General features: G+C 72.9%; 22 protein-coding genes. 6 read left to right on the top strand and 16 right to left on the bottom strand.

From position 1 onward, the window contains the following. Window positions 1-399: 399 nt before the first annotated feature. From NPS70_RS19855 to NPS70_RS19845, 3 genes are all read right to left on the bottom strand, one after another. The gene (locus NPS70_RS19855; RefSeq protein ID WP_256525677.1) at window positions 400-594 is read right to left on the bottom strand and encodes a hypothetical protein; all 195 of its coding nucleotides are present in this window, start codon (window positions 592-594) and stop codon (window positions 400-402) included. Window positions 595-1,136: 542 nt separating this feature from the next. Further along, on the bottom strand, window positions 1,137-2,465 hold the full coding sequence (locus NPS70_RS19850; protein ID WP_256525676.1) for a class I SAM-dependent RNA methyltransferase: 1,329 nt from the start codon (window positions 2,463-2,465) through the stop codon (window positions 1,137-1,139). Between the two features lie 152 nt (window positions 2,466-2,617). After that, window positions 2,618-4,666 (bottom strand): APC family permease, encoded by a 2,049-nt coding sequence (locus NPS70_RS19845; RefSeq protein ID WP_256525675.1) that lies wholly within the window; start codon window positions 4,664-4,666, stop codon window positions 2,618-2,620. 228 nt (window positions 4,667-4,894) lie between these two features. Between NPS70_RS19845 and NPS70_RS19840 the strand changes: the two genes are divergently transcribed. Next, window positions 4,895-5,563, top strand: a complete 669-nt coding sequence (locus NPS70_RS19840; RefSeq protein WP_256525674.1) for a TrkA family potassium uptake protein — start codon at window positions 4,895-4,897, stop codon at window positions 5,561-5,563. After that, window positions 5,563-6,231, top strand: a complete 669-nt coding sequence (locus NPS70_RS19835; RefSeq protein WP_256525673.1) for a TrkA family potassium uptake protein — start codon at window positions 5,563-5,565, stop codon at window positions 6,229-6,231. Before NPS70_RS19840 ends, NPS70_RS19835 begins: the two co-directional genes overlap by 1 nt. A 127-nt stretch (window positions 6,232-6,358) precedes the next feature. On the opposite strand, the gene NPS70_RS19830 is transcribed toward NPS70_RS19835, so the two are convergent. The 7 genes from NPS70_RS19830 to NPS70_RS19800 form a co-directional block, all read right to left on the bottom strand. Continuing rightward, window positions 6,359-7,126 (bottom strand): DUF3159 domain-containing protein, encoded by a 768-nt coding sequence (locus NPS70_RS19830; protein ID WP_256525672.1) that lies wholly within the window; start codon window positions 7,124-7,126, stop codon window positions 6,359-6,361. A 3-nt stretch (window positions 7,127-7,129) separates the two neighbouring features. Beyond that, on the bottom strand, window positions 7,130-7,555 hold the full coding sequence (locus NPS70_RS19825) for an OB-fold nucleic acid binding domain-containing protein (RefSeq protein WP_256525671.1): 426 nt from the start codon (window positions 7,553-7,555) through the stop codon (window positions 7,130-7,132). A 55-nt stretch (window positions 7,556-7,610) separates the two neighbouring features. Beyond that, a complete protein-coding gene (locus NPS70_RS19820) occupies window positions 7,611-8,294 on the bottom strand; it encodes a response regulator (protein WP_256525670.1) in 684 nt (227 codons plus the stop codon). 160 nt (window positions 8,295-8,454) lie between these two features. Continuing rightward, complete coding sequence (locus NPS70_RS19815; protein ID WP_256525668.1) at window positions 8,455-11,022, bottom strand: DUF4118 domain-containing protein; 2,568 nt, start codon at window positions 11,020-11,022, stop codon at window positions 8,455-8,457. A 277-nt stretch (window positions 11,023-11,299) separates the two neighbouring features. Further along, window positions 11,300-12,061 (bottom strand): DUF3710 domain-containing protein, encoded by a 762-nt coding sequence (locus NPS70_RS19810; protein ID WP_256525667.1) that lies wholly within the window; start codon window positions 12,059-12,061, stop codon window positions 11,300-11,302. Between the two features lies 1 nt (window position 12,062). Further along, entirely contained in the window at window positions 12,063-12,575 is a 513-nt protein-coding gene (gene dut, locus NPS70_RS19805; protein ID WP_256525665.1) for a dUTP diphosphatase, read from the bottom strand. Next, complete coding sequence (locus NPS70_RS19800; protein ID WP_256525664.1) at window positions 12,575-13,195, bottom strand: PaaI family thioesterase; 621 nt, start codon at window positions 13,193-13,195, stop codon at window positions 12,575-12,577. Before NPS70_RS19800 ends, dut begins: the two co-directional genes overlap by 1 nt. 57 nt (window positions 13,196-13,252) lie before the next feature. On the opposite strand from NPS70_RS19800, the gene NPS70_RS19795 reads away from it, so the two are divergent. After that, window positions 13,253-13,711, top strand: a complete 459-nt coding sequence (locus NPS70_RS19795) for a DUF3093 domain-containing protein (RefSeq protein ID WP_256525663.1) — start codon at window positions 13,253-13,255, stop codon at window positions 13,709-13,711. Window positions 13,712-13,768: 57 nt separating this feature from the next. Here NPS70_RS19795 and NPS70_RS19790 read toward each other — a convergent pair whose 3' ends face one another. The 4 genes from NPS70_RS19790 to NPS70_RS19775 form a co-directional block, all read right to left on the bottom strand. Then, on the bottom strand, window positions 13,769-14,773 hold the full coding sequence (locus tag NPS70_RS19790; protein ID WP_256525661.1) for a hypothetical protein: 1,005 nt from the start codon (window positions 14,771-14,773) through the stop codon (window positions 13,769-13,771). A gap of 12 nt (window positions 14,774-14,785) precedes the next feature. Beyond that, the gene (locus tag NPS70_RS19785; RefSeq protein ID WP_018848140.1) at window positions 14,786-15,082 is read right to left on the bottom strand and encodes a DUF4193 domain-containing protein; all 297 of its coding nucleotides are present in this window, start codon (window positions 15,080-15,082) and stop codon (window positions 14,786-14,788) included. A gap of 381 nt (window positions 15,083-15,463) precedes the next feature. Further along, window positions 15,464-16,717 (bottom strand): ATP-binding protein, encoded by a 1,254-nt coding sequence (locus NPS70_RS19780; protein WP_256525660.1) that lies wholly within the window; start codon window positions 16,715-16,717, stop codon window positions 15,464-15,466. A gap of 5 nt (window positions 16,718-16,722) precedes the next feature. Further along, window positions 16,723-17,376 (bottom strand): response regulator transcription factor, encoded by a 654-nt coding sequence (locus tag NPS70_RS19775; RefSeq protein ID WP_256525659.1) that lies wholly within the window; start codon window positions 17,374-17,376, stop codon window positions 16,723-16,725. Between the two features lie 329 nt (window positions 17,377-17,705). On the opposite strand from NPS70_RS19775, the gene NPS70_RS19770 reads away from it, so the two are divergent. After that, the gene (locus NPS70_RS19770; RefSeq protein ID WP_256525658.1) at window positions 17,706-17,873 is read left to right on the top strand and encodes a hypothetical protein; all 168 of its coding nucleotides are present in this window, start codon (window positions 17,706-17,708) and stop codon (window positions 17,871-17,873) included. Window positions 17,874-18,030: 157 nt separating this feature from the next. Here NPS70_RS19770 and NPS70_RS19765 read toward each other — a convergent pair whose 3' ends face one another. Beyond that, window positions 18,031-18,831, bottom strand: coding sequence for an inositol monophosphatase family protein (locus NPS70_RS19765; RefSeq protein WP_256525764.1), 801 nt, complete (start codon window positions 18,829-18,831; stop codon window positions 18,031-18,033). Window positions 18,832-18,862: 31 nt separating this feature from the next. Continuing rightward, complete coding sequence (locus NPS70_RS19760) at window positions 18,863-19,990, bottom strand: ferrochelatase (RefSeq protein ID WP_256525656.1); 1,128 nt, start codon at window positions 19,988-19,990, stop codon at window positions 18,863-18,865. Between the two features lie 200 nt (window positions 19,991-20,190). Between NPS70_RS19760 and NPS70_RS19755 the strand changes: the two genes are divergently transcribed. Together NPS70_RS19755 and NPS70_RS19750 are read left to right on the top strand one after the other, a co-directional pair. Next, window positions 20,191-21,441: an MFS transporter gene (locus NPS70_RS19755; protein ID WP_256525655.1), complete on the top strand. Its 1,251-nt coding sequence runs from the start codon at window positions 20,191-20,193 to the stop codon at window positions 21,439-21,441. Continuing rightward, window positions 21,392-22,720 (top strand): D-arabinono-1,4-lactone oxidase, encoded by a 1,329-nt coding sequence (locus NPS70_RS19750; RefSeq protein WP_256525654.1) that lies wholly within the window; start codon window positions 21,392-21,394, stop codon window positions 22,718-22,720. Before NPS70_RS19755 ends, NPS70_RS19750 begins: the two co-directional genes overlap by 50 nt. Window positions 22,721-22,722 lie beyond the last annotated feature (2 nt).

Here is a 22,722-nt window from a genome sequence, read left to right as displayed (position 1 = left end):
TCTGCGCTGCGCTCACACCAACGGCCTCGCACCAGACCGTCAACGACCGATTCCCTGCGCCGCCTGGCGTCTCGCCTCTGTGGTCATCGACCACCCCGGCTCCCCGGGCCTTCCCCGAAGGAGGCCGCACCACCAAGCACGCCACCGTGAATCTCAGGAAGTCCCCGATACTGATCCCCTCAGCCGAAAGCCAAAGAACATTCCAGTTCGGCAGGACAGGCCGGCTTCGCACCTCCGTCCCATCGCCGCCGCACGGCGTCTCCCCGCTTCACCATCACCGCACAGGGACAGACTGTGGCGTTCCTCGTCCTCCAGGGGCAGGAGCGAACACATCGCTGCTACCGAGCAGGAACTCGCCGAGGCCAGGAAGAACTCCTGAATCAGGATCCTCCGCTTCGACTACACCGCGCCCGAACGCCTGCGCTTCGCCCTCAGCGGCGGCCTACGACACCGGGCGAGCATGTGGGCCGACGCACCCGACGATCCCTCGAAGACCAGCTCGCCGAGATCCCGCAGGAGGTCACCCTTCGCGGCGAAGCCGCCGAACGCACACGTCTCGACGAGATCTAAGCAGCCCACCAGAAGCGCATCCACTGGGAAGCCGCCGTGGATGAAGCACGCGTCCAGCGCACCGAGACCTACCGCGTCAGGCGCTTCGAGGCGCAGGAAGCCGCATGGTGCCACGCCATCCGACTCGCGGTACGCACGCGAGTCGAAAACGTGCCGCCGAGGCAGGCCCGAGCCCCATCCGAGGCATGGATCGACTGGGCAGCAGCCACTGTGGAGCGCCTTGACCCGCTGAGCATGCTCCGGCTACCCGGCATCCCCGAACCACGAGCCGACGGTCTGACTCCCTTCCTCGGGCACTGGAGCCCCTACGGCCTCTGACGCGACATCCGCCCACGACTCGCCCCAGGATTACGGAACGTCACAGCCGAGAAGCAAGAGGCGGGGCCAGCCAACCGCGCGACGGTCGGCATCACCACCTCATCGCGGCGGCTCCGCACAGGCGATCGCCCGTCCAGCAGCCTCAAGCCGCGCATGACGGACCATCAGGCAGTGCACTCCGTGCGTCGAACATGCATCGAGATGTCCCACCTAGCGCATGTAACGCCCACAACTCGGATAACCCCAGGTCAGGCGTCCTTCTTCACCGGCTCCAGAATCGCCACGCACTCCACATGATGCGTCATCGGAAACAGGTCGAACGCCCGCAGCGTGCGCGGGCGGTAGCCGGACTCGTGGAAGTACGCGAGGTCGCGGGCGAGGGCGGCCGGGTCGCAGGCGACGTAGGCGATGCGGCGGGCGCCCAGGGAGGCGAGGTGGCGCACCGTCTGCTTGCCCGCCCCCGCGCGCGGCGGGTCCAGGACGACGATGTCGACGTCGGTGATGCCCGTCCGGGGCAGCACCGACTCCACCTTGCCCTGCTCGATGCGGACCCGGTCGAAGTCCTGGAGGTTGTGCCGGGCGTCCTCCACCGCGCGCTTGCCCGACTCGATGCCCAGCACCGCGCCCTTGTCCCCCACCCGGTCCGCGAGGGCACCGGCGAAGAGGCCCACCCCGCAGTAGAGGTCGAGCGCCATGTCCCCCTTGCGCGGCAGCAGCCCCTGCATCACGGCCTTCACCAGCAGGTCGGCGGCCCCGGGGTGGACCTGCCAGAAGCCGCCCATCCCGACCCGGTAGGTGCGGTCGTCGGCCCGCTCCCGGACGAAGGCGCGGCCGTGGACCCGGTGGACCGAGCCGTCGCGCTCCTCGACGCGCAGCACGGACACCGGCTTGTCGAGCTCCACCAGCGGAAGGCGCCCGCCCGGACGCGGGGTGAGCACCACCTGGCGGTCGTGGGAGCCGGTGGCGGCGATGGCCTCGACGGTCGCCATCTGCGGCCAGTCCTGCTTCTCGATGCCGAGTTCGGTCACCCCGGGGGCGGCGATCATGCAGTGGTCGACCGGCTGGACCTCGTGTGAGCGGTGCTTGCGCAGCCCGGCGCGCCCCTCGGCGTCGACGGCGTACTGCACGCGGGTGCGCCAGGCCGGTACCTCGCCCGCGGGGAGCTTGTCCCCGGGCGCGGGCATCACGGTGCCGTCCCAGCCCGCCTGCTCCGGGGTGAGCCCGGCGAGCCGCTGCAGCTGCTCGGCGATCACCTCGCCCTTGAGGCGGCGCTGCGCACCGGGCTTGGCGTGCTGCCAGTCGCAGCCGCCGCACCTGCCCGGGCCGGAGTAGGGGCAGGGCGCCTCGACCCGGTCCTTGCTCGCCTCCAGCACGGTCACGGCGTCGGCGCGCAGGAAACGGGAGTCCTCGTCGCCCTCGGTGACGCGGGCGACGACCCGCTCGCCCGGCAGGGCGTGGCGGACGAAGAGCACCCGGCCTTCCTCGGTGCGGGCGACGCAGTGGCCGCCGTGGGCGACCGGGCCGACCTCGACCTCGTACTCGGTCCCGACCAGCGACGTCTCGGGTGCGTTCTGCATGGCGGGGTGACTCCAGGGGGCGGGGGCGGGCGGCCGGACAACGACCGTCCAGTGTACGTCGGCGCGGGCGTGCTCCCGACCGCCCCGCGGGCGCCGGTGCCGGGGCGGCCGGCCTCCCGCGGCGCCCGGCCCGGGCCGCCGGCCGCCCCGCGTCAGCCCTTGCCGCTGGGCTCCTTGGTCCGCCGGTCCACCGGCCCGCGGCGCACCGCGCCGGGCGCGCTCCAGTCCTGGCGCTTGCGCGCCCGGCGCTTGGCCGCCTCGGAGGACTCCAGCTGGTAGGGCACGGAGGTGACCATGACGCCCGGGGTGAACAGCAGCCGCCCCTTCAGGCGCAGGGCGCTCTGGTTGTGGAGCAGGTGCTCGTACCAGTGGCCGACCACGTACTCCGGGATGATCACGCTGACCGCGTCGCGGGGGCTCTCGCGGCGCAGGCTCCTGACGTACTCGATCACGGGCCGGGTGATCTCGCGGTAGGGCGAGTCGAGGATCTTCAGCGGGACGTTGATGCCCCGGCGCTCCCATTCCGCCTGGAGGGCGCGCGTCTCGGCCGGGTCGACGTTGACGCTGAGCGCCTCCAGCCGGTCGGAGCGCATCAGCTGGGCGTAGGAGACCGCCCTCAGGGTGGGCCGGTGGACCTTGGAGACCAGCACGATCGAGTGGACCCGGGAGGGGCGCACGGTGTCGTCGGCGGGCTCCTCGGGCGCGGAGATCTCGTCGGCGACCCGGTCGTAGTGCCTGCGGATGGCGGTCATGGTGCCGAAGAAGATCACCATGCCGAGCAGGGCGACCCAGGCTCCGTGGGTGAACTTGGTGACGAGGACGACGACGAGGACCAGCCCGGTGAAGAAGGCCCCGAAGGCGTTGATGGCGCGCGAGCGGATCATGTGGCGGCGCTTGGCCTTGTTCCGCTCGGCGGCCAGGTGGCGGTTCCAGTGCCGGACCATGCCGGTCTGGCTGAGCGTGAAGGAGACGAAGACGCCGACGATGTAGAGCTGGATCAGCCGGGTGGAGTCGGCGCCGTAGATCCACACCAGCAGGACGGCGGCGCCCGCGAGGAGCACGATGCCGTTGGAGAAGGCGAGCCGGTCTCCGCGGGTGTGGAGCTGGCGGGGCAGGTAGCGGTCCTGGGCCAGGATCGAGCCGAGCAGCGGGAAGCCGTTGTAGGCGGTGTTGGCGGCGAGGAACAGCACCAGGGCGGTGGCGGCGGCCAGGAGGACGAAGAAGAAGGTCCCGTCGCCGAAGACGGCCGCCGCGACCTGGGAGATCACGGGGTGCTGCACGTAGTCGGGCCCCACCGGCACGCCGTCGCGGTAGAGGTCCTTGGCCGGGTACTCGGCCATCTTGACGTCGCTGGCCATGGCGAGGGCGATGATGCCGCAGAACATCGTGACGGCGAGGGCGCCCATCAGGGCGAGCGTGTTGGCGGCGTTGCGGCTCTTGGGCTTGCGGAAGGCGGGGACGCCGTTGCTGATGGCCTCGACACCGGTCAGGGCGGCGCAGCCGGAGGAGAAGGCGCGCAGCAGCAGGAAGACGAGGGCGAAGCCGGCGAGCCCCGGGTGCTCGGGCTTGATCTCGTAGTCGGCCGTGGGGGCGTGCAGGGTGTCGCCGAGGACGAGGCCCTTGAACGCGCCCCAGGCGAGCATGAGGAAGACGCCGCCGACGAAGACGTAGGTCGGGATGGCGAAGAGCTTTCCGGACTCCTTGACGCCGCGGAGGTTCATCAGCGTCAGCAGCACGATTATCGCGGTGGCGCTGAAGGTCTTGTGCTCGACGACGAAGGGGACGGCCGAGCCGAGGTTCTCCACGCCCGCGGAGATCGAGACGGCGACGGTGAGCACGTAGTCGACCAGCAGGGCGCTGGCGACGGTGAGTCCGGCCCTGGGCCCGAGGTTGGTGGTGGCCACCTCGTAGTCGCCGCCGCCGCTGGGGTAGGCGCGGACGTTCTGGCGGTACGAGGCGACGACGGTGAACATCAGCACCACGACGGCCGCGGCGATCCAGGGGCTGAAGTGGTAGGCCGACACACCCGCGATGGACAGGACCAGCAGGACTTCGCCCGGTGCGTACGCCACGGAGGACAGCGGGTCGGAGGCGAAGACGGGGAGTGCGATGCGCTTCGGGAGGAGCGTCTCCCCCAGCCTGTCGCTGCGCAGCGCCCGGCCGATCAGAATCCGTTTGGGCAGGTCGGTCAGTTTGGACACGGGGAGGATCGTAAACGCTCGAAATCCGCCGGGCCCACTCACCACCCTGGCCTTAACAGAATCCTGTTGCGCTTTGACGGAATGACGTCTGTCCAACACGCCCAGTCCGCGGTAGGACCGCGCGTGCTTAGCTGGGTCCGTGGTCTGAGACCCTGTAGGGCCTTGACAGCATGACGGATCACGTCGGACGGATCACGTCATGGGACCGAGTCAGCCGGAAGGACGGTCGTGCACATCGTCATCATGGGGTGCGGGCGGGTGGGAGCCGCTCTCGCCCAGACCCTGGAGCAGCAGGGGCACACGGTCGCGGTCGTCGACCGCGACCCGACGGCCTTCCGCCGCCTGGGGTCGGGCTTCGGCGGCCGCCGTGTCACCGGCGTCGGCTTCGACCAGGACACCCTGCGCGAGGCGGGGATCGAGGAGGCCGGCGCCTTCGCGGCGGTCAGCAGCGGCGACAACTCGAACATCATCGCGGCGCGGGTGGCACGGGAGATGTTCGGCATCGAGAACGTGGCCGCGCGGATCTACGACCCCCGCCGGGCCGAGGTCTACCAGCGCCTCGGCATCCCGACCGTGGCGACGGTCCGCTGGACGGCGGACCAGATGCTGCGGCGCCTGCTGCCGTCGGGTGCCGAGCCGCTGTGGCGGGACCCGAGCGGCGGTGTGCAGCTCGCCGAGGTGCACACGTCCCCGGCCTGGATCGGGCACAAGATCAGCCGTCTCCAGGAGGAGACGGGGGTGCGGGTGGCCTTCCTCACCCGGCTGGGCGAGGCGGTGCTGCCGACCTCGCAGACCGTGCTCCAGGAGGGCGACCTGGTGCACGTGATGATGCGGACGGACGACATCGCGAAGGTCGAGGAGGCCTTCGCCGAGGGGCCCGAGGAGGGCGGTCACTGATGCGCGTCGCAATCGCGGGCGCCGGCGCCGTGGGGCGTTCCATCGCGGGCGAGCTGCTGGAGAACGGCCACGAGGTCCTGCTGATCGACAAGGCCCCGACCGCCATCTCGGTGGAACGCGTGCCGCAGGCCGAGTGGCTGCTGGCCGATGCGTGCGAGATCACCTCGCTGGACGAGGCGGCCCTCCAGCGCTGCAACGTGGTCATCGCCGCGACCGGCGACGACAAGGTCAACCTGGTGGTCTCGCTGCTGGCCAAGACGGAGTACGCGGTGCCCCGGGTCGTCGCGCGGGTCAACAACCCCAAGAACGAGTGGCTCTTCAACGAGTCCTGGGGTGTGGACGTCGCGGTGTCCACGCCGCGCCTGATGTCGGCGCTGGTCGAGGAGGCGGTGAGCGTCGGCGACCTGGTGCGCCTGCTCCGGTTCAGCCACGGCGACGCCAACCTGGTGGAGCTGACGCTGCCGCCGGAGTCGGCCGTCTCGGGCACCCGCGTCGGGGACGTGGCCTGGCCGGACGACACCTCGCTGGTGACGATCATCCGCGGTTCGCGGGTCCTCACGCCCAGCGCCGAGGAGACCCTGGAGGACGGGGACGAGCTGCTGTTCGTGGCGGCCCAGGCGCGCGAGGAGCAGCTGGAGGAGCTGCTGTCGGTGCGCCGCGAGGGCTGAGGACCGGCCGGGGAAGGCGCTCGCACGGGGCCCGGCGGGGCACCGGGCCGGGTGCACGGAGCACGGAGGGCGGAACCGGTGCGGTTCCGCCCTCCGTGCGTCCCGGGTGCCGGGTACCCGGCCGGGCTCAGGGGGCGGCGTCGCGGGCGGCGGCCGCCTTGCGCTCCTTCTCCGCCCGCTCCTCCGCCTCCATCTCGGCGAACACGTCGATCGGCGGCGGCGCCTTGGCCAGGAAGACCCAGGTCAGCCATACGGCGAGCAGGAACGGTGGGATCTTCAGTGCCACCAGCACCCAGCCGAGCTGGGTCGTGTCGGCCCACCAGTACAGCGGGAAGAGGATGGCGCACTTGGCGAGGAGGATCAGGCCCCAGGCCCAGCTGGCGCGGGTGTAGGCGCGCTTGCGGCCGGGGTTGCGGGTCCGCCAGGAGAGGTTCTCCTTGAAGACCGGCCCGAGGATCAGCCCGATGAGCGGCACGCCCGCCACGGCGGTGACGATGTACGCCAGCGCGAGGCCGAGGGTGTAGAGCATGCCGGGGAGGTAGAAGTCCTTGGCGTTTCCGGTCATCATCGCGAAGACCACACCGAAGGCGACGCCGAAGACGCCGCTGAAGGCGTGCTTGACGGTGTCGCGGCGCAGCAGCCGGACGGCGACCAGGACCAGGGAGACCGCGAGTGCGGCGATCGCCGAGCTGTGCAGATCCTTGTTGACGGTGTAGATCGTCACGAAGAGCAGGCCCGGCAGGACCGTCTCCACCATGCCGCGCACGCCGCCGAACGCCTCGAACAGCGCCGCCTCCGTGACCGCCTTGGAGTCGGTCCCGGAGGCCGTGGAACCGGCCGGGTCCTGCTGCTGGTGGTCGGGGGGCGGGGGGGTCGGCTTGTCGAGGGACGTCACCGGCTACTCCTGTCCGAGTGGTCGGAGTTCGTATTTGGGATTGAACAGCACCCGGCGGCCGTGGCTCATCGAGATCCGGCCCGAGGCGATGAGGCGGCGGCCCGGTTCGATGCCCGCGATGGAGCGGCGGCCGAGCCAGACGACGTCCAGCGGCGCCGTGCCGTCGAACATCTCGGCTTCCAGTGCGGGCACTCCGGCCCGCGGACGCAGGGTCACCGTGCGCAACGTACCAGTGACCCGGACGATCTGGCGGTCCCCGCAGTCGCAGATGGGCGTGCACCCCGTGGCCTGCGTGTCCTGGAGGAGCTCCGCCGACTCGATGTCCTGCTGGGAGGAGGCGAGCCGGTCGAGCATGCGGCGGAAGCGGCCGGCGGGTTTCGCCCCCCTGCCGTCCTGCGCGGCCCGCTCCGAACGGGGTGTTGCGTTCATACGGAAAGCCTACCGGCCCCCCTCCCCGGCGCATCAATGCCGGAGCGGTCCCGGATCAGCGTTCGAAGCGGTAGCCCATGCCCGGTTCGGTGACGAAGTGCCTCGGGTGGGAGGGGTCCGCCTCCAGCTTCCGCCGCAGCTGGGCCATGTAGACGCGCAGGTAGTTGGTCTCGGTCCCGTAGGAGGGGCCCCAGACCTCCTGGAGGAGCTGCTTCTGCCCGACCAGGCGGCCGGTGTTGCGCACCAGCACCTCCAGGAGGTGCCACTCGGTCGGGGTCAGCCGCACGTCCCGGCCTTCCCTGCGCACCCTGCGGGCGGCCAGGTCGACCGTGAAGGACTCGGTCTCCACGGTGACGAGGCCGTCGTCGCCGCCGGAGGGCTCGGCGCGGCGGACGGCGGCGCGCAGCCGGGCGAGCAGCTCGTCCATGCCGAAGGGCTTGGTGACGTAGTCGTCGGCGCCCGCGTCCAGGGCGGCGACCTTCTCGTCGGAGGAGTGGCGCGCCGACAGCACGAGGATCGGGACGCGCGTCCAGCCGCGCAGGCCCCGGATGACCTCGACGCCGTCCATGTCAGGCAGCCCGAGGTCGAGCACGACGACGTCGGGATGGCGGGCGGCGGCAAGTTCGAGGGCGGTGGCGCCGTCGTGGGCCGAGTCCACCTCGTACTTGCGCGCCTTCAGGTTGATCACGAGGGGGCGTACGATCTGCGGCTCGTCGTCGACCACGAGCACCCGGGTCATGACCGGTCCGCCTTTCTGGTGTGCGGATGGGGAAGGTGGGTGAGCAGGGTGGGGGCGGCAGGCCCCGGTCCGGCCGGGCGGTGGGGCGCGGGCGACGCGCGGACGGGACGGGCTCGCGTCGCGGCACACCGGCCCGCCGCGGCGGACGGCGGCGGCCCGCTCATGTGGTGGCCTCCGCCAGGCGTTCGGCGCCGCCGACGTGCCCGGGCTCGGCGGCCAGGGTGAGCACCATGGTCATGCCGCCTCCCGGGGTGTCCTCCGCGGTGAGGGTGCCGCCCATGGCCTCCACGAACCCGCGGGACACGGCCAGGCCCAGGCCGACCCCCGCGCCGCGGGGGGTGTCGCCGTAGCGCTGGAACGGTTCGAAGATCCGCTCCTTCTCCTCGTCCGGCACGCCCTGGCCCCGGTCGACCACCCGCAGCTCCACCCGGGCGCCCAGGGCGCTCGCGGCGACGGCGACGGGCAGGCCGGGAGGGCCGTACTTGACCGCGTTCTCGACGATGTTGGCGACCGCCCGCTCCAGCAGGCCCCGGTCCACCGCGACCATCGGCAGCGACTCGGGGACGTCGAGTTCGACGCTCTCCGGCGGCACGCCCGCGAGGGCGAGCGGGATGACCTCGTCCAGCGCGGTCCGGCGGATCAGCGGGGTGACCGTGCCGGTCTGGAGGCGGGACATGTCCAGGAGGTTGCCCACCAGGTGGTCCAGGCGGTCCGCGCCCGCCTCGATCCCGGCGAGGAGTTCGGCCTCGTCCTCGGGGGACCAGGCGACGTCGTCCGAGCGCAGCGAGGTCACCGCGGCCTTGATCCCGGCCAGCGGGGTGCGCAGGTCGTGGCTGACGGCGGCGAGCAGCGCGGTGCGGATCCGGTTGCCCTCCGCCAGGGCCCGCGCCGTCTCCGCCTCCCCGGCCAGGCGCTGCCGGTCGAGGACGACGGCCGCGTGCGCGGCGAAGGCCGAGAGCACCCGGCGGTCCTCGGCGGGCAGCACGCGGCCGGAGAGCGCGAGGGCCATGTGGTCGCCGACGGGCATATCCACATCGGCGTCGTCCGGCCGGGAGGCGGGTGCCGGGCCGGTGCTCGCGGTGCAGGTCCACGGCTCCAGGTCGCCGGCCCGCTCCAGCAGGGCCACGGACTCCATGGCGAAGGTCTCCCGCACCCGCTCCAGGAGGGCGTCCAGCACGGTGGCACCGCCGTTCTGCGGTGCGGGCAGGCTCACCCTGAGGACGCTCCCGGCGAGGAAGGAGAGGACCTCCGACTCGGCCCGCAGCCGGGCGGCCTGCTGGGTGCGGCGGGCCGCGGCGTCCACCACCGAGGCGACCGCCACGGCCACCGCCACGAAGATCATCAGAGCGACCAGGTTCTGCGGCTCCGCGATGTCGAGGGTGTGGGTCGGCGGGGTGAAGAAGTAGTTCAGCAGCAGGGAGCCGACGGCCGCCGAGACGAGGGCCGGGAGCAGCCCGCCGAGCAGGGCGGCGAGGACGGTCAGGAACAGGAAGAGCAGTACGTCGTTGGCGAGCCCGGGGCCGTCCTCCAGGTGCCGCAGCAGCACGGTCAGCACGGCCGGGCCGAGGACGCCGGCCAGCCAGGCGGCCACCGTGCGCGGGCGCCCCAGCCGGGCCCCGCGGGCACCGGGCAGACCGCGGCCCTTGCCCGCCTCGTCGTGGGTGACGATGTGCACGTCGAGGTCGGGCCCGGAGTCGCGGGCGACGCTCGCGCCCACGCCGGGGCCGAACAGGTACTGCCAGGACTTGCGGCGGCTGGACCCGAGCACGATCTGGGTGGCGTTGACCCCGCGGGCGAACTCCAGCAGCGCCGAGGGCACGTCGTCGCCGATCACGTGGTGGAAGGTGCCGCCGAGGTCCTCCACCAGGGTCCGCTGGACGGTGAGCTCCTTGGGCGAGGCGGAGGTGAGGCCGTCGCTGCGGGAGATGTAGACCGCGAGGATCTCCCCGCCCGCGCCCTTGGCGGCCATCCGCGCCGAGCGGCGGATCAGGGTGCGCCCCTCGGGCCCGCCGGTGAGGCCGACGACCACGCGTTCGCGCGCCTGCCAGGTGGAGCGGATGTTGTGCTCGCCCCGGTACTGCTGGAGGTACTCGTCGACCCGGTCGGCCAGCCACAGCAGGGCCAGCTCGCGCAGGGCCGTCAGATTGCCGGGGCGGAAGTAGTTGGACAGGGCGGCGTCGATCCGGTCCGGCCGGTAGATGTTGCCGTGGGCCATGCGGCGGCGCAGCGCCTGGGGGGCCATGTCGACGAGCTCGATCTGCTCGGCCCGGCGGACCACCTCGTCGGGCACGGTCTCGCCCTGCCGGACGCCGGTGATGGAGTGCACCACGTCCCCCAGCGACTCCAGGTGCTGGATGTTGATCGTGGTTATCACGTCGATCCCGGCGGCCAGCAGGTCCTCGACGTCCTGCCAGCGCTTGGCGTTGCGGGAGCCGGGGACGTTGGCGTGGGCCATCTCGTCGACCAGGACCACGGCGGGCCGCCGCTCGATCACGGCGTCGACGTCCATCTCCTCGAAGGCCGACCCCCGGTGGGTGAGCCCCCGGCGCGGCACCTGCTCCAGACCGTCGAGCAGCGCCACCGTGCGCGGCCTGCCGTGGTGCTCCACGTGGCCGATCACGCAGTCGGTGCCCCGCTCCAGGCGCCGGTGCGCCTCGCAGAGCATGGCGTAGGTCTTGCCGACGCCGGGTGCCGCACCCAGGTAGATCCGCAGTCTGCCGCGTCCCATGGCCTCATCGTCTTCTGTGTCGCGCGGGTGCGCGGCCGTGCCGGGCGGGCGGGCCGCGCACCGTCGACCCTACGTCGGCGGAGGAGACCGGACGGTGCGGCGGGGGCGGAAGGGGCCCGGCGATGACGGGATCCCGACGCGGGCGGGGGCGGGCAGGCGGCGAGAGCGGACCCGGGGCGCGCGACCGGCGGGAGAAGGGGCGTGCGACACCGCGGGCGGACGGCCGCGGACGGGGTCGCGCCCTGCCGGGCGCGGCCCCACCCGCCGCCGCGGTCGGTCAGCGGACCTCGGTGATCTCGGGGCCGCGCTGGAGCTGGCCCATGCCGCCGGAGAAGCGGGAGCCCTCCTGGTCCTCCTGCTGGACGCCCTCGGGCACCATCTGGGCGTCGTCGGGCAGCTTGAGGACGATCGGGTCGCGGGGGGCCATGGGGCCCTCGCCGCGCACGACCACGGTGTCCCGGAAGATCTGCTCCAGGAGTCCCGCGGCCTGCGGCTGCACGGCGCCCTGGCCGGAGATCACACCGCGCAGGAACCAGCGGGGGCCGTCCACGCCGATGAAGCGCACGAGCTGCACCCCGCCGGTGCCGTTGGGCAGCTGCACGGGCACCTGGGCCCGCAGCTCCCAGCCCAGGGGGCCCTCGACCTCGTCGATGACGCCGCCCTGCTGGGTGATGCCGGAGGCGATCTCCTCGCGGACCTCGCCCCAGATGCCCTCCTTCTTCGGCGCCGCGAACGCCTGGAGCTGTACGGCGCTGTCCCGCAGGACCACCGTGGCCGCGACGATCGCGTCGCCCGCGACCTCGACCCTCAGCTCCATGCCCTCGACACCGGGCACGAAGATGCCGCCGAGGTCGACACGCCCCTCACCGGGCTTGGACACCTCGGAGACGTCCCACGGGCCGTCGGGCCGCGGTGCCGGCGGGAGGTTCACCCGGCGGGTCTCGCCGGTGTCCGCACCGGGCTCGTCGACCTGCTCGACCTCGCCCGCTGCGTCCGCCGCGTCCTCGGCGGAACCACTCTTCTTGCGACGTCCGAACACGTCACTGTCCTTCCCGGTCGGATACGACCGAAGCGTATCGATTCCCACCCGTAGCGCCGCCCACAGCGGCATGACCGCCGGTGGACCCGAAGCCCCCCTCGGCCCGTGCCGAGCCGGGAAGCTCCGCCACCTCGTGGAAGCGCACCTTCTCGACCTGCTGGACGACTAGCTGGGCGATCCGGTCGAACCTCCCGAACCGCACCGTCTCGCGCGGGTCGAGGTTGACCAGAATCACCTTGATCTCTCCACGGTACCCGGCATCAACGGTCCCCGGGGCATTCACCAGAGCCACTCCGCACCGGGCGGCGAGTCCGGAGCGGGGGTGCACGAAGGCGGCGTACCCGTCGGGCAGGGCGACGGCGATGCCGGTGGGCAGGACGATCCGCTCGCCGGGGGCCAGTTCGGCGGCCTCGCAGGTCACCAGATCGACGCCCGCGTCGCCGGGGTGCGCCGCGGACGGCAGGGGGACGTCCGCCCTGACGCGGCGGATCAGTACGTCGACGGGTTCACGCATCAGGGGTTCACCTCGAAGGCTCGGGTACGGCGCACCTGGTCGGGGTCGGCCATGACCGCCTGGATCTCCTCGGACCGGCCGTTGTCGATGAAGTGGTCCACCTTGACCTCGATGAACAGCGCCGAGGCGCGGACGGCCATGGGGCCCTCGGGGGATCCGATCCGGCCGACGGCCGAGCAGTAGATCTTGCGCCCGGCCACGGCGTTCACCTCGGCGTCGAGATGGAGCACGGAGTCCACCGGCACGGGGCGGACGAAGTCGGTCTCCAGCCGGCCGGTCACCGCGATGACCCGCAGCAGCCAGTTCAGCGAGCCGAGCGTCTCGTCGAGGGCGGTGGCGAGCACGCCGCCGTGGGCGAGGCCGGGGGCCCCCTGGTGCGCGGGCCGCACGGTGAACTCCGCGGTGACGCGCACGCCCTCGCGGGCCCGCGCCTCCAGGTGCAGCCCGTGGGGCTGGAGGCCCCCGCAGCCGAAGCAGTGCTCGTAGTGGGAGCCGAGCGGCTCACCGGGAGCGGGCGCGTCGGGGTGCCGGACCGGAGCCGTCGCGTCGGGGGGCGGGTTCAGGGACGCCGAGCCGGACGGCGGGCGGGCGGCGGCCTCCTGGCGGTTGTCGTTACTCACAGCCGCAGACCTTACCCGCGCGGATACCCGTGGGTCGCCCCGTGCCAAGCTGGATCCATGCAGCCCTCCGCCCCGCAGTTCTCGGAACGTCTGACCGCACCCCGCTCCTGGTGGGTGGTCGCCGCCCTGTTCGGCGTCTCCGGCGGCCTGGTCGCCCTGCCGCTGGGCGTGCTGCCCCTGCTGGGCGGGGTGATCCTCGCGGGGGCGGCGGCCGGTGCCGTGGTCAGCTCCTACGGCTCGGCGCGCATCCGGGTGGTGTCCGGCTCCCTGGTGGCGGGCGACGCCCGGATTCCCGTGTCGGCCCTGGGCGAGGTGCGGGTGCTGGATCCCGAGGAGGCCCGGGCCTGGCGCTCGCACAAGGCGGACCCGCGCGCCTTCATGCTGCTGCGCAGCTATGTGCCGACGGCGGTGCGCATCGAGGTCACGGACCCGCAGGACCCGACGCCGTACCTGTACCTCTCCACACGCCACCCCGAGCAGCTCTCCGAGGCGCTGCGGACGCTCGCCTCGTCCTGAGCGCCCCGTGCGCAGGGGCGCGTGCGGGCGGCGGGCAGCCGGGGCGTGGCGGCGGCCTCAGGGGGACCGGCCGGCGGCGCCGGGCGGCAGCTCCCCCTTGAGCACGTGCTCGGGAAGGGCGTCGGCGGGCCGCTCCAGGGCGGGAAGGTCCGCCAGGTCCTCCCAGGGGACCTGCCGGGTGCGCAGGTCGGTGCGGATGCGGTCGGCCAGTTTGCGGGTGTCGCGCCGGTTCATCACGGCGCCCACGGCCGCCCCGACCATGAACGGGATCAGGTTCGGGAGGTTGCGCACCATGCGCCTCATGATCTGCTGGCGCAGCCGGCGCTTGTAGGGGGAGTTCATCGCGGCGCTGTACGTCGACGGCCGGGTCACGTCGATGCCCCGCTCCGTGGACCAGGAGCCGAGGTAGGCGGCGCTGCGCTCCTTCAGCGAACCGGGCGGCCGCTGCCCGTAGACCTCGTGGAGCTCGGCGATGAGCTTGAGCTCGATCATGCCCACGCCGGCGACCTCCGCGGCCAGCTCGGTGGGCATGGCGGGAGGCACGGGCATCATCGCGGCGGCACCGACACCGGCGCCGACCGTGGAGGTGGCCAGGGACGCGCCGGCCACCAGCTTGTCGGCGAGCTGCTCGGGGCCGAGGCCGGGGAACTGGCGGCGCAGGGTCGCAAGGTCGCGCACCGGTACCCGGGGCGCGATCTCGATCAGGCGGTCGGCGAGGTGGGCCAGGGCCGCCTTGGCGCCCTCGCCGGTGCGCACGATGCGCTCGCGCGCACCCCGTCCCGTCCGTGCCAGCCCCGCCTTCGCGCCGGTGCCGCCCCGGACGACTCCCTCGCGCACGGCGGTGAGACGCCGGGCCCTGGTCGGGGGCCCCGCACGGTCCACCGCTTCGAGCGAGGCCGCCGGGCCCCGCTCCGCCGCGTCGTCGACGCCGTCCGGCAGGAGGGTGTCCCGCTGCCCCGTGGACGGCGCGGGATCCCGCACCGGGCCCGGCGCACCCTGGAGCGCCTCCGGCGGCTTCTGACGCCGGAAGCGCCGCTTCGGGGACGGTTTCTCGCCTGCCACCGGCGATCGCCCTCAGTCGCAGTCGCGGCAGATGGGCTGGCCGTTCTTCTCGCGCGCCAGCTGGCTGCGGTGGTGCACCAGGAAGCAGCTCATGCAGGTGAACTCGTCCGCCTGCTTGGGCAGGACCCGGACGGCCAGCTCCTCGTTGGACAGGTCGGCGCCGGGCAGCTCCATGCCCTCGGCCGCGTCGAACTCGTCGACGTCGACCGTGGACGTGGACTTGTCGTTCCGGCGGGCCTTCAGCTCTTCCAGGCTGTCGGAATCGACGTCGTCGTCGGTCTTGCGTGGGGTGTCGTAATCCGTTGCCATATCGCTCTCCCCCTTTGGGTGTCTGCGGTGTCTCCAGCGCACGTAACGCGCGAGAGGCCGGACTTGTGCCCGACCTGAGGCGGAGATTTTGCCTCACATCAAGGTCTGTTACTCAATCGACACCCAGCCGGATCGCCCGAGAGTGATCGGGACGGGTGGCGATGGGGACCGTACACGGTCCGATCGGTGCACTTCAGCGGCACCACCCCGTGTACTTCCCGTGAGAGGGAACCCCGGAAACTCGGACTTTTTCCGACTTTACCGGGGCACCGAGGGTCACGGAGAGTGGATATCGAGGGAGGGGGACATGTGAGCGATCCCACAGCCGCACCAGTCCGGCCCGTCCGGAAAATTCCGCTTAAAGCGAACACCGGTCGGGTCTCAGATCGGCAGGGTGACGCGCATCACAAGGCCGCCGCCCTCGCGGGGCTCCGCGATGATACGTCCCCCGTGGGCGCGCGCGACGGAGCGTGCGATGGAGAGACCGAGACCGACCCCCTTGTCGCTCCCCGTGCGCTGCTGGCGCAGCCTTCTGAACGGCTCGAAGAGGTTGTCGACCTCGTACGCGGGAACCACCGGTCCGGTGTTCGAGACGACCAGGACGGCCTGTCCCTCGGCCGCCTCCGTCGAGACCTCGACCCAGCCGCCCCCGGCCTCGGCCTCCTCGTCCCGGGGCACGTTGTAGCGCACCGCGTTCTGGACCAGGTTCAGGGCGATCCGCTCCAGCAGCACGCCGTTGCCCTGCACCACCGCCGGGGCCCGCTCGCCGCGGATGGCCACCCCGAGCGCCTCGGCCTCCGAGCGCACCTGGTCGATGGCCCGGGAGGCCACCTCCGCCAGGTCCACCGGCTTCCGCTCCACGATCTGGTTGTCGCTGCGGGCGAGCAGCAGCAGGCCCTCCACGAGCTGCTCACTGCGCTCGTTGGTGGCCAGCAGGGTCTTGCCGAGCTGCCGCAGCTCCACGGGCGCGCCGGGGTCCGAGAGCTGCACCTCCAGCAGCGTCCGGTTGATCGCCAGCGGGGTGCGCAGCTCGTGCGAGGCGTTGGCCACGAACCGCTGCTGGGCCGTGAAGGCCCGCTCCAGGCGGTCGAGCATCTCGTCGAAGGTGTCCGCCAGCTCCTTGAGCTCGTCGTCCGGTCCGTCCAGCTCGATCCGGCGGGACAGGTCCGATCCGGCCACCCGACGGGCCGTGCGGGTGATGCGGCCCAGCGGGGACAGCACCCGGCCGGCCATGGCGTAGCCGAAGGCGAAGGCGATGATGCTCAGGCCCAGCAGGGCGAAGAGCGAGCGGCGCAGCAGGTCGTCCAGCGCGAGCTCGCGCTGGTGGGCCAGGCACCCGGACACCGCCTGGTTGAACTGCTCTCCCGAGCCCTCCTCGGGCAGCACGCACCAGTCGGTCGTCGGCTTGACCTTGCCGGAGACGATCTCGAAGGGCAGCTCGCTGATGTTGTTGAGCGCCTGCGCCGTGAAGAGGTAGATGATCGACAGCAGCAGGATGCCCGCGATGAGGAACATCCCGCCGTACAGCAGGGTGAGGCGTATCCGGATCGTCGGGCGCAGCCACGGCTGGACCGGTTCCCTGGGGTCCCAGGTCGGCTTGGGGGGCGCCCCCGGGGGCGCGGGTGTCGCGGCCACGGCGGTCAGATCCGGTAGCCGGAACCGGGCACGGTGACGATCACCGGCGGTTCCCCCAGCTTGCGGCGGAGCGTCATCACCGTCACCCGGACGACGTTCGTGAACGGATCGGTGTTCTCGTCCCATGCCTTCTCCAGCAGCTGCTCGGCCGAGACGACCGCACCCTCACTGCGCATGAGCACCTCCAGCACCGCGAACTCCTTGGGGGCGAGCTGGATCTCGCGGCCCTCGCGGAAGACCTCGCGGCGGTTGGGGTCCAGCTTGATCCCGGCGCGCTCCAGCACGGGCGGCAGCGGGACCGTGGTGCGCCGGCCGAGGGCCCGGACGCGCGCGGTGAGCTCGGTGAAGGCGAACGGCTTCGGAAGGTAGTCGTCGGCCCCGAGTTCGAGGCCCTCGACGCGGTCGCTCACGTCCCCCGAGGCGGTGAGCATCAGCACCCGGGTCGGCATGCCCAGCTCGACCACCTTGCGGCACACGTCGTCGCCGTGCACCAGCGGCAGGTCGCGGTCGAGGACGACCACGTCGTAGTCGTTGACCCCGATGCGCTCCAGCGCTGCGGCACCGTCGTACACGACGTCGACGGCCATGGCCTCCCGGCGCAGCCCGGTCGCCACCGCATCCGCGAGCAGCTGCTCGTCCTCGACGACGAGTACGCGCACGTCCCCTGTCCCTTCCTCGGAGCCGGTCCCTTTGCGGACACGGCAGTTCTGCGCACCTGGTGTGCGTGCCCATCCTGCCTGCTACGTGCGTAAACCGGCAGTAAGGCGGCGGGCGGCGGCGCGGGCCGCCGATTCCCCGGGAGGCCGAGGTTTCCCCGGCTGGAGGGGTGGGGAGGACGACTGCACACCCACGATCACGCCCTCCCGAGGGGGCCGCACGACATGTTCGAGGGTTGATCACCCACCCTTCACCCGCCGGTCGCCTGCGGTGGTGAGGGGGAACCCCAGGCACACCCCCGTGCCACCGACCTAGCCGAGGGGGCGCATCGATGGACGCATTCACCGCGGGGCTTCTGCAGCGCATCAAGGCTGCGGAGAACGACCTGACGAGGGCCCGTGAGACGGGCGACGACTTCCTCGCCGACGTGGAACAGGCCGAGCTCGACGACCTGCACCGCCTGGCCGAGGAACACGGCGTGCGGGTGGGCGCGGCCTAGGCCGTGATCCGCCCCTAGCACCGCTCGCGGCAGGAGGGCCCCCGCACGGCCGTGCGGGGGCCCTCCTGCGCGCGGGCCCCCGCCGCGGGCGGGGGCGGGGCCTGGCCGGCCCCGCCCGTCCGGCCGCGGGCGAACGGCGCCATGCGTCGGACACGGCCTAGTCGTGCCACGCCCCCAGCTCCTCCAGGAGCTCCTGGAGGGGCGCGAAGACGCCCGGCGAGGCGGCGACGGTCAGCTCACCCGAGGGCGGCGTGCCCGGCCGGCCGCCGGTCAGCGCGCCCGCCTCCCGGGCCACCAGGTCACCGGCGGCCAGGTCCCAGGGGCTGAGGCCCCGCTCGTAGTAGCCGTCGAGGCGCCCGGCGGCGACGTCGCACAGGTCGACGGCCGCCGAGCCGCTGCGCCGGATGTCGCGCAGCCGGGGGATCAGCCGCTGGGCCACCTCGGCCTGGTGGCTGCGGACCCGGTGCACGTAGTTGAAGCCGGTCGAGACCAGGGCCTGGTCCAGCGGCGGGGCCGGGCGGCAGCTCAGCCGCCGCTCGCCCGCGTACGCCCCGCCGCCGCGGACCGCGCGGTAGGTCTCGCCCCGCAGCGGGGCCGCCACCACACCGACGACCGTCTCGCCGTCCACCTGGGCGGCGATCGAGACGGCCCAGGTGGGGAGCCCGTAGAGGTAGTTCACGGTGCCGTCGAGCGGGTCGACGACCCAGCGCACCCCGCTGGTGCCCTCGGTGGCGGCGCCCTCCTCGCCGAGGACGCCGTCGTGCGGGCGGCGCTCGGCGAGGAGGTCGGTGATCAGCTTCTCCGCGGCGAGGTCCATCTCCGTGACCACGTCGATCGGGCTGGACTTCGTCCGGGCGACCGCCAGGTCGTCCGGACGGCCGTCGCGCAGCAGCGTGCCGGCCCGGTCCGCCGCCTCCAGGGCGAGGGCGAGCAGCTCCGAGGTCAGGGTCTCGGTCACGGGGGTCGGGGAGTCGGTCACGGGGTCTCCTTCACGCCTGGGGGCCGTCGGCGCCGGCGGCCGCGGGCCGCGGGGTGCGGGCCGGGCAGCAGTCGGCCGGGCAGCGGTCGTGGCTCGCCCCGAGGGCGCCGAGGGCGCAGCGCTCGGCGGCCACCCCGCGCTCGGTGGCGGCGCGCTCCAGCAGCAGGTCGCGCACGGCGGCGGCGAAGCGCGGGTCGGCGCCGACGGTGGCCGAGCGGCGTACCGGCAGGCCCAGCTCGGCGGCCTTGGCGGTGGCCTCGGTGTCCAGGTCGTAGAGCACCTCCATGTGGTCCGAGACGAAGCCGATCGGGACCATGACGGCGGCGGGGGCTCCGTCGGCGTGCAGGGCCTGGAGGTGGTCGCAGATGTCCGGCTCCAGCCAGGGGATGTGCGGGGCACCGCTGCGGGACTGGTACACCAGCCGCCACGGGTGGGCGACGCCGGTCTCCTCGCGGACGGCGTCGGCGACGAGCCGGGCGACGTCCAGGTGCTGGCGCACGTAGGCCCCGCCGTCGCCGTGCCCGGGCGCCGGGCCCGAGGTGTCGGCCGAGGCGGTCGGGATGGAGTGGGTGGTGAAGGCCAGGTGCGCACCCGCGCGGACCTCCTCGGGCAGCTCCGCCAGCGAGGCGAGGACGCCCTCGACCACGGGGCGGACGAAGCCCGGGTGGTTGAAGTAGTGCCGGAGCTTGTCCACGCGCGGCGGCCGGAGCCCCTCCCCGGCGAGGGTCGCGAGCGCGTCGGCGAGGTTCTCGCGGTACTGGCGGCAGCCGGAGTAGGAGGCGTAGGCGCTGGTGGCGAGGACGGCGATGCGCCGGTGGCCGTCCCGGGCCATCTCGCGCAGGGTGTCGGTCAGGTAGGGGGCCCAGTTGCGGTTCCCCCAGTACACCGGCAGGTCCAGACCGTGCCCGGCGAAGTCCTTGCGCAGGGCGTCCAGCAGGGCGCGGTTCTGGTCGTTGATGGGGCTGACGCCGCCGAAGAGGAAGTAGTGCTGCCCCACCTCCTTGAGGCGTTCGGCGGGGATGCCCCGGCCGCGGGTCACGTTCTGGAGGAACGGGACCACGTCGTCCGGTCCCTCGGGGCCGCCGAAGGACAGCAGCAGGAGGGCGTCGTAGGGTGCTGGATCACGCAGATCGGACATGGGTCGATCCTGCCACCCGGGCGCAGGGCGGGCGGCTCCGCCCCGGGCGTGTCAGGCGGCCGGCGGCGCTGCCCGGCGGGCCCGCCGGGCAGGGAGCCCGGCGGCGGGGCGGTTCCGGCCAGGCCGGAAAACCCCGGTGCGCGGGCCCGACCAGGCGCGTAACCTGTGAAGGCTGCCCACACGCCTTACCGGAGTCCCCAGTGCCCAGTCCTTACCGCGCGGTCTTCGCCTCCCCCGGCACCCTCGGGTTCTCCGCCGCGGGCTTCGTCGGCCGGATGCCGCTGTCCATGATGGGCATCGGCATCATGACCATGATCTCGGAGCTGACCGGCCGGTACGGCCTGGCGGGCACCCTGACGGCGACCCTGGCCCTGTCGGCCGCCGTCCTCGGCCCCCAGGTCTCGCGCCTGGTGGACCGGTACGGCCAGCGCAGGGTGCTGCGTCCGGCGACCCTGCTGGCGCTCGCCGCCGTGACCGGCCTGCTGGTCTGCGCGGAGTCGGGAGCCCCCGACTGGACGCTGTTCGCCTTCGCGGCGGCCGCCGGCTGCGTGCCCAGCGTCGGTGCCATGACACGGGCCCGCTGGGCGGCGATCTACCAGGGGCGCCCGCGGGAGCTGCACACGGCCTACTCGGTGGAGTCGGTCGTCGACGAGGTGTGCTTCATCTTCGGCCCGATCGTGTCGATCGGGCTCTCCACGATGTGGTTCCCGGCCGCGGGCCCGGTGCTCGCCTGCGCCTTCCTGCTCGTCGGCGTCTGGTGGCTGACGGCCCAGCGGGCCACCGAGCCGGTGCCGCATCCGGCGGACCGCCACAGCGGCGGTTCGGCGCTGCGCTCCCCCGGACTGCAGGTGCTGGTGGTCGCGTTCGTCGCCACCGGGGCCATCTTCGGCGCCGTGGACGTGGTGACCGTGGCCTTCGCCGAGGAACTGGGCAGCAAGTCCTCGGCCAGCTGGGTGCTGGCCGTCTACGCGCTCGGATCCTGCCTCGCGGGCGCCGTGTTCGGGCTGCTGCACCTCAAGGGCGAGCCCTCCCGCCGGTGGGTGGTGGGTGTCTGCGCCATGGCCGTGAGTATGATCCCCCTCCAACTGGCCGGGAGCCTGCCGTTCCTGGCCGTGGCGCTCTTCCTCGCGGGCCTCGCCATCGCCCCGACGATGGTCACCACCATGGCTCTCGTCGAGGCGCACGTACCGCGCAGCAAGCTGACCGAGGGCATGTCCTGGACCGGTACGGGCCTCGCGGTCGGCATCGCCCTCGGTTCGTCGGCAGCAGGCTGGGTCGTCGACGCGCACGGGGCGGCTGCCGCGTACGCGGTGCCCGGGCTGTCGGGAGCGTTCGCGGCCGTGGTGGCGTTCCTTGGGTACCGCCGGCTGCGCAGGCCGGTGCCGACGCGGGAGGTACAGCGTGAGCGCAACTCTGGCCGATCAGAGGACCGGACGGAGCACGTGGCGTAACTGGGCGGGCACCGTCGCGGTGACCCCCCGGCGGGAGGCGCGCCCCGCGTCCGCCGCCGAACTGGCGGAGGCCGTGCGGCGGGCCGCCGAGGACGGACTGCGGGTGAAGACCGTCGGCACGGGCCACTCGTTCACGTCGATCGCCGCCACGGACGGGCTGCTGATACGGCCCGACCTGCTGACGGGCATCCGGCGGATCGACCGGTCGGCGATGACGGTCACCGTCGAGTCCGGCACCCCGCTGCGGCGGCTGAACGAGGCCCTCGCCCGCGAAGGGCTCTCGCTCACCAACATGGGCGACATCATGGCCCAGACCGTCGCCGGGGCGATCTCCACCGGCACCCACGGGACGGGGCGCGACTCCGCCTCGATCGCGGCGCAGGTCCGTGCGCTGGAGCTGGTGACGGCGGACGGGTCGGTGCTGACGTGCTCGGCGGAGGAGCACCCCGAGGTGTTCGCGGCGGCCCGGGTGGGACTCGGGGCACTGGGCGTGATCACCGCCGTCACCTTCGCGGTGGAGCCGGTCTTCCTGCTCACCGCGCGGGAGGAGCCGATGCCCTTCGAGCGGGTGCTGGAGGAGTTCGACGCCCTGCACGCGGAGAACGAGCACTTCGAGTTCTACTGGTTCCCGCACACCGGCAGCTGCAACACCAAGCGCAACAACCGCAGTGCGGGACCGGCGGCGCCGCCCGGGGCGGTCGGGGCGTGGATCGAGGACGAGCTGCTCTCCAACGGGGCTTTCCAGCTGCTGTGTTCGCTGGGGCGGGCCGTTCCGGCGGCCGTGCCCGCGATGGCGCGCCTGTCCAGTCGTGCCCTGTCCGCCCGGACGTACACGGACATCCCCTACAAGGTCTTCACATCTCCCCGCAGGGTGCGGTTCGTGGAGATGGAGTACGCGCTGCCGCGCGAGGCCGTGGTGACGGCACTGCGGGAGCTGCGGGCCATGGTGGAGCGGTCGCCGCTGCGGATCGGCTTCCCCGTCGAGGTCCGCACCGCCCCCGCGGACGACATCACCCTGTCGACGGCCTCGGGCCGGGAGAGCGCCTACGTGGCGGTCCACATGTACCGGGGCACGCCGTACCGGGCGTACTTCACCGCGGCGGAGCGGATCCTGACCGCCCACGGGGGGCGTCCGCACTGGGGCAAGATCCACACGCGGGACGCCGCGTACCTGTCCGAGGTCTACCCGCGCTTCGCGGAGTTCACGGCGCTGCGCGACCGGCTGGACCCCGACCGCCTGTTCCACAACCCCTATCTGCGGCGGGTGCTGGGCGACTGACC

It is taken from the genome of Streptomyces sp. C10-9-1 (assembly GCF_024497955.1).
In the GTDB taxonomy this organism is placed as follows: domain Bacteria; phylum Actinomycetota; class Actinomycetes; order Streptomycetales; family Streptomycetaceae; genus Streptomyces; species Streptomyces sanyensis.
The sequence above is the reverse complement of the archived record's forward strand: the minus strand, read 5'-3'. Positions and strand labels throughout refer to the sequence as shown.

Coding starts and splice junctions, on each gene's coding strand:
- NPS70_RS19825 (WP_256525671.1), bottom strand. CDS start 7,555: ATGAACGCAACACCCCGTTCGGAGCGGGCCGCGCAGGACGGCAGGGGG.
- NPS70_RS19815 (WP_256525668.1), bottom strand. CDS start 11,022: ATGGGACGCGGCAGACTGCGGATCTACCTGGGTGCGGCACCCGGCGTC.
- NPS70_RS19795 (WP_256525663.1), top strand. CDS start 13,253: ATGCAGCCCTCCGCCCCGCAGTTCTCGGAACGTCTGACCGCACCCCGC.
- NPS70_RS19850 (WP_256525676.1), bottom strand. CDS start 2,465: ATGCAGAACGCACCCGAGACGTCGCTGGTCGGGACCGAGTACGAGGTC.
- NPS70_RS19835 (WP_256525673.1), top strand. CDS start 5,563: ATGCGCGTCGCAATCGCGGGCGCCGGCGCCGTGGGGCGTTCCATCGCG.
- NPS70_RS19820 (WP_256525670.1), bottom strand. CDS start 8,294: ATGACCCGGGTGCTCGTGGTCGACGACGAGCCGCAGATCGTACGCCCC.
- NPS70_RS19785 (WP_018848140.1), bottom strand. CDS start 15,082: ATGGCAACGGATTACGACACCCCACGCAAGACCGACGACGACGTCGAT.
- NPS70_RS19770 (WP_256525658.1), top strand. CDS start 17,706: ATGGACGCATTCACCGCGGGGCTTCTGCAGCGCATCAAGGCTGCGGAG.
- NPS70_RS19760 (WP_256525656.1), bottom strand. CDS start 19,990: ATGTCCGATCTGCGTGATCCAGCACCCTACGACGCCCTCCTGCTGCTG.
- dut (WP_256525665.1), bottom strand. CDS start 12,575: ATGCGTGAACCCGTCGACGTACTGATCCGCCGCGTCAGGGCGGACGTC.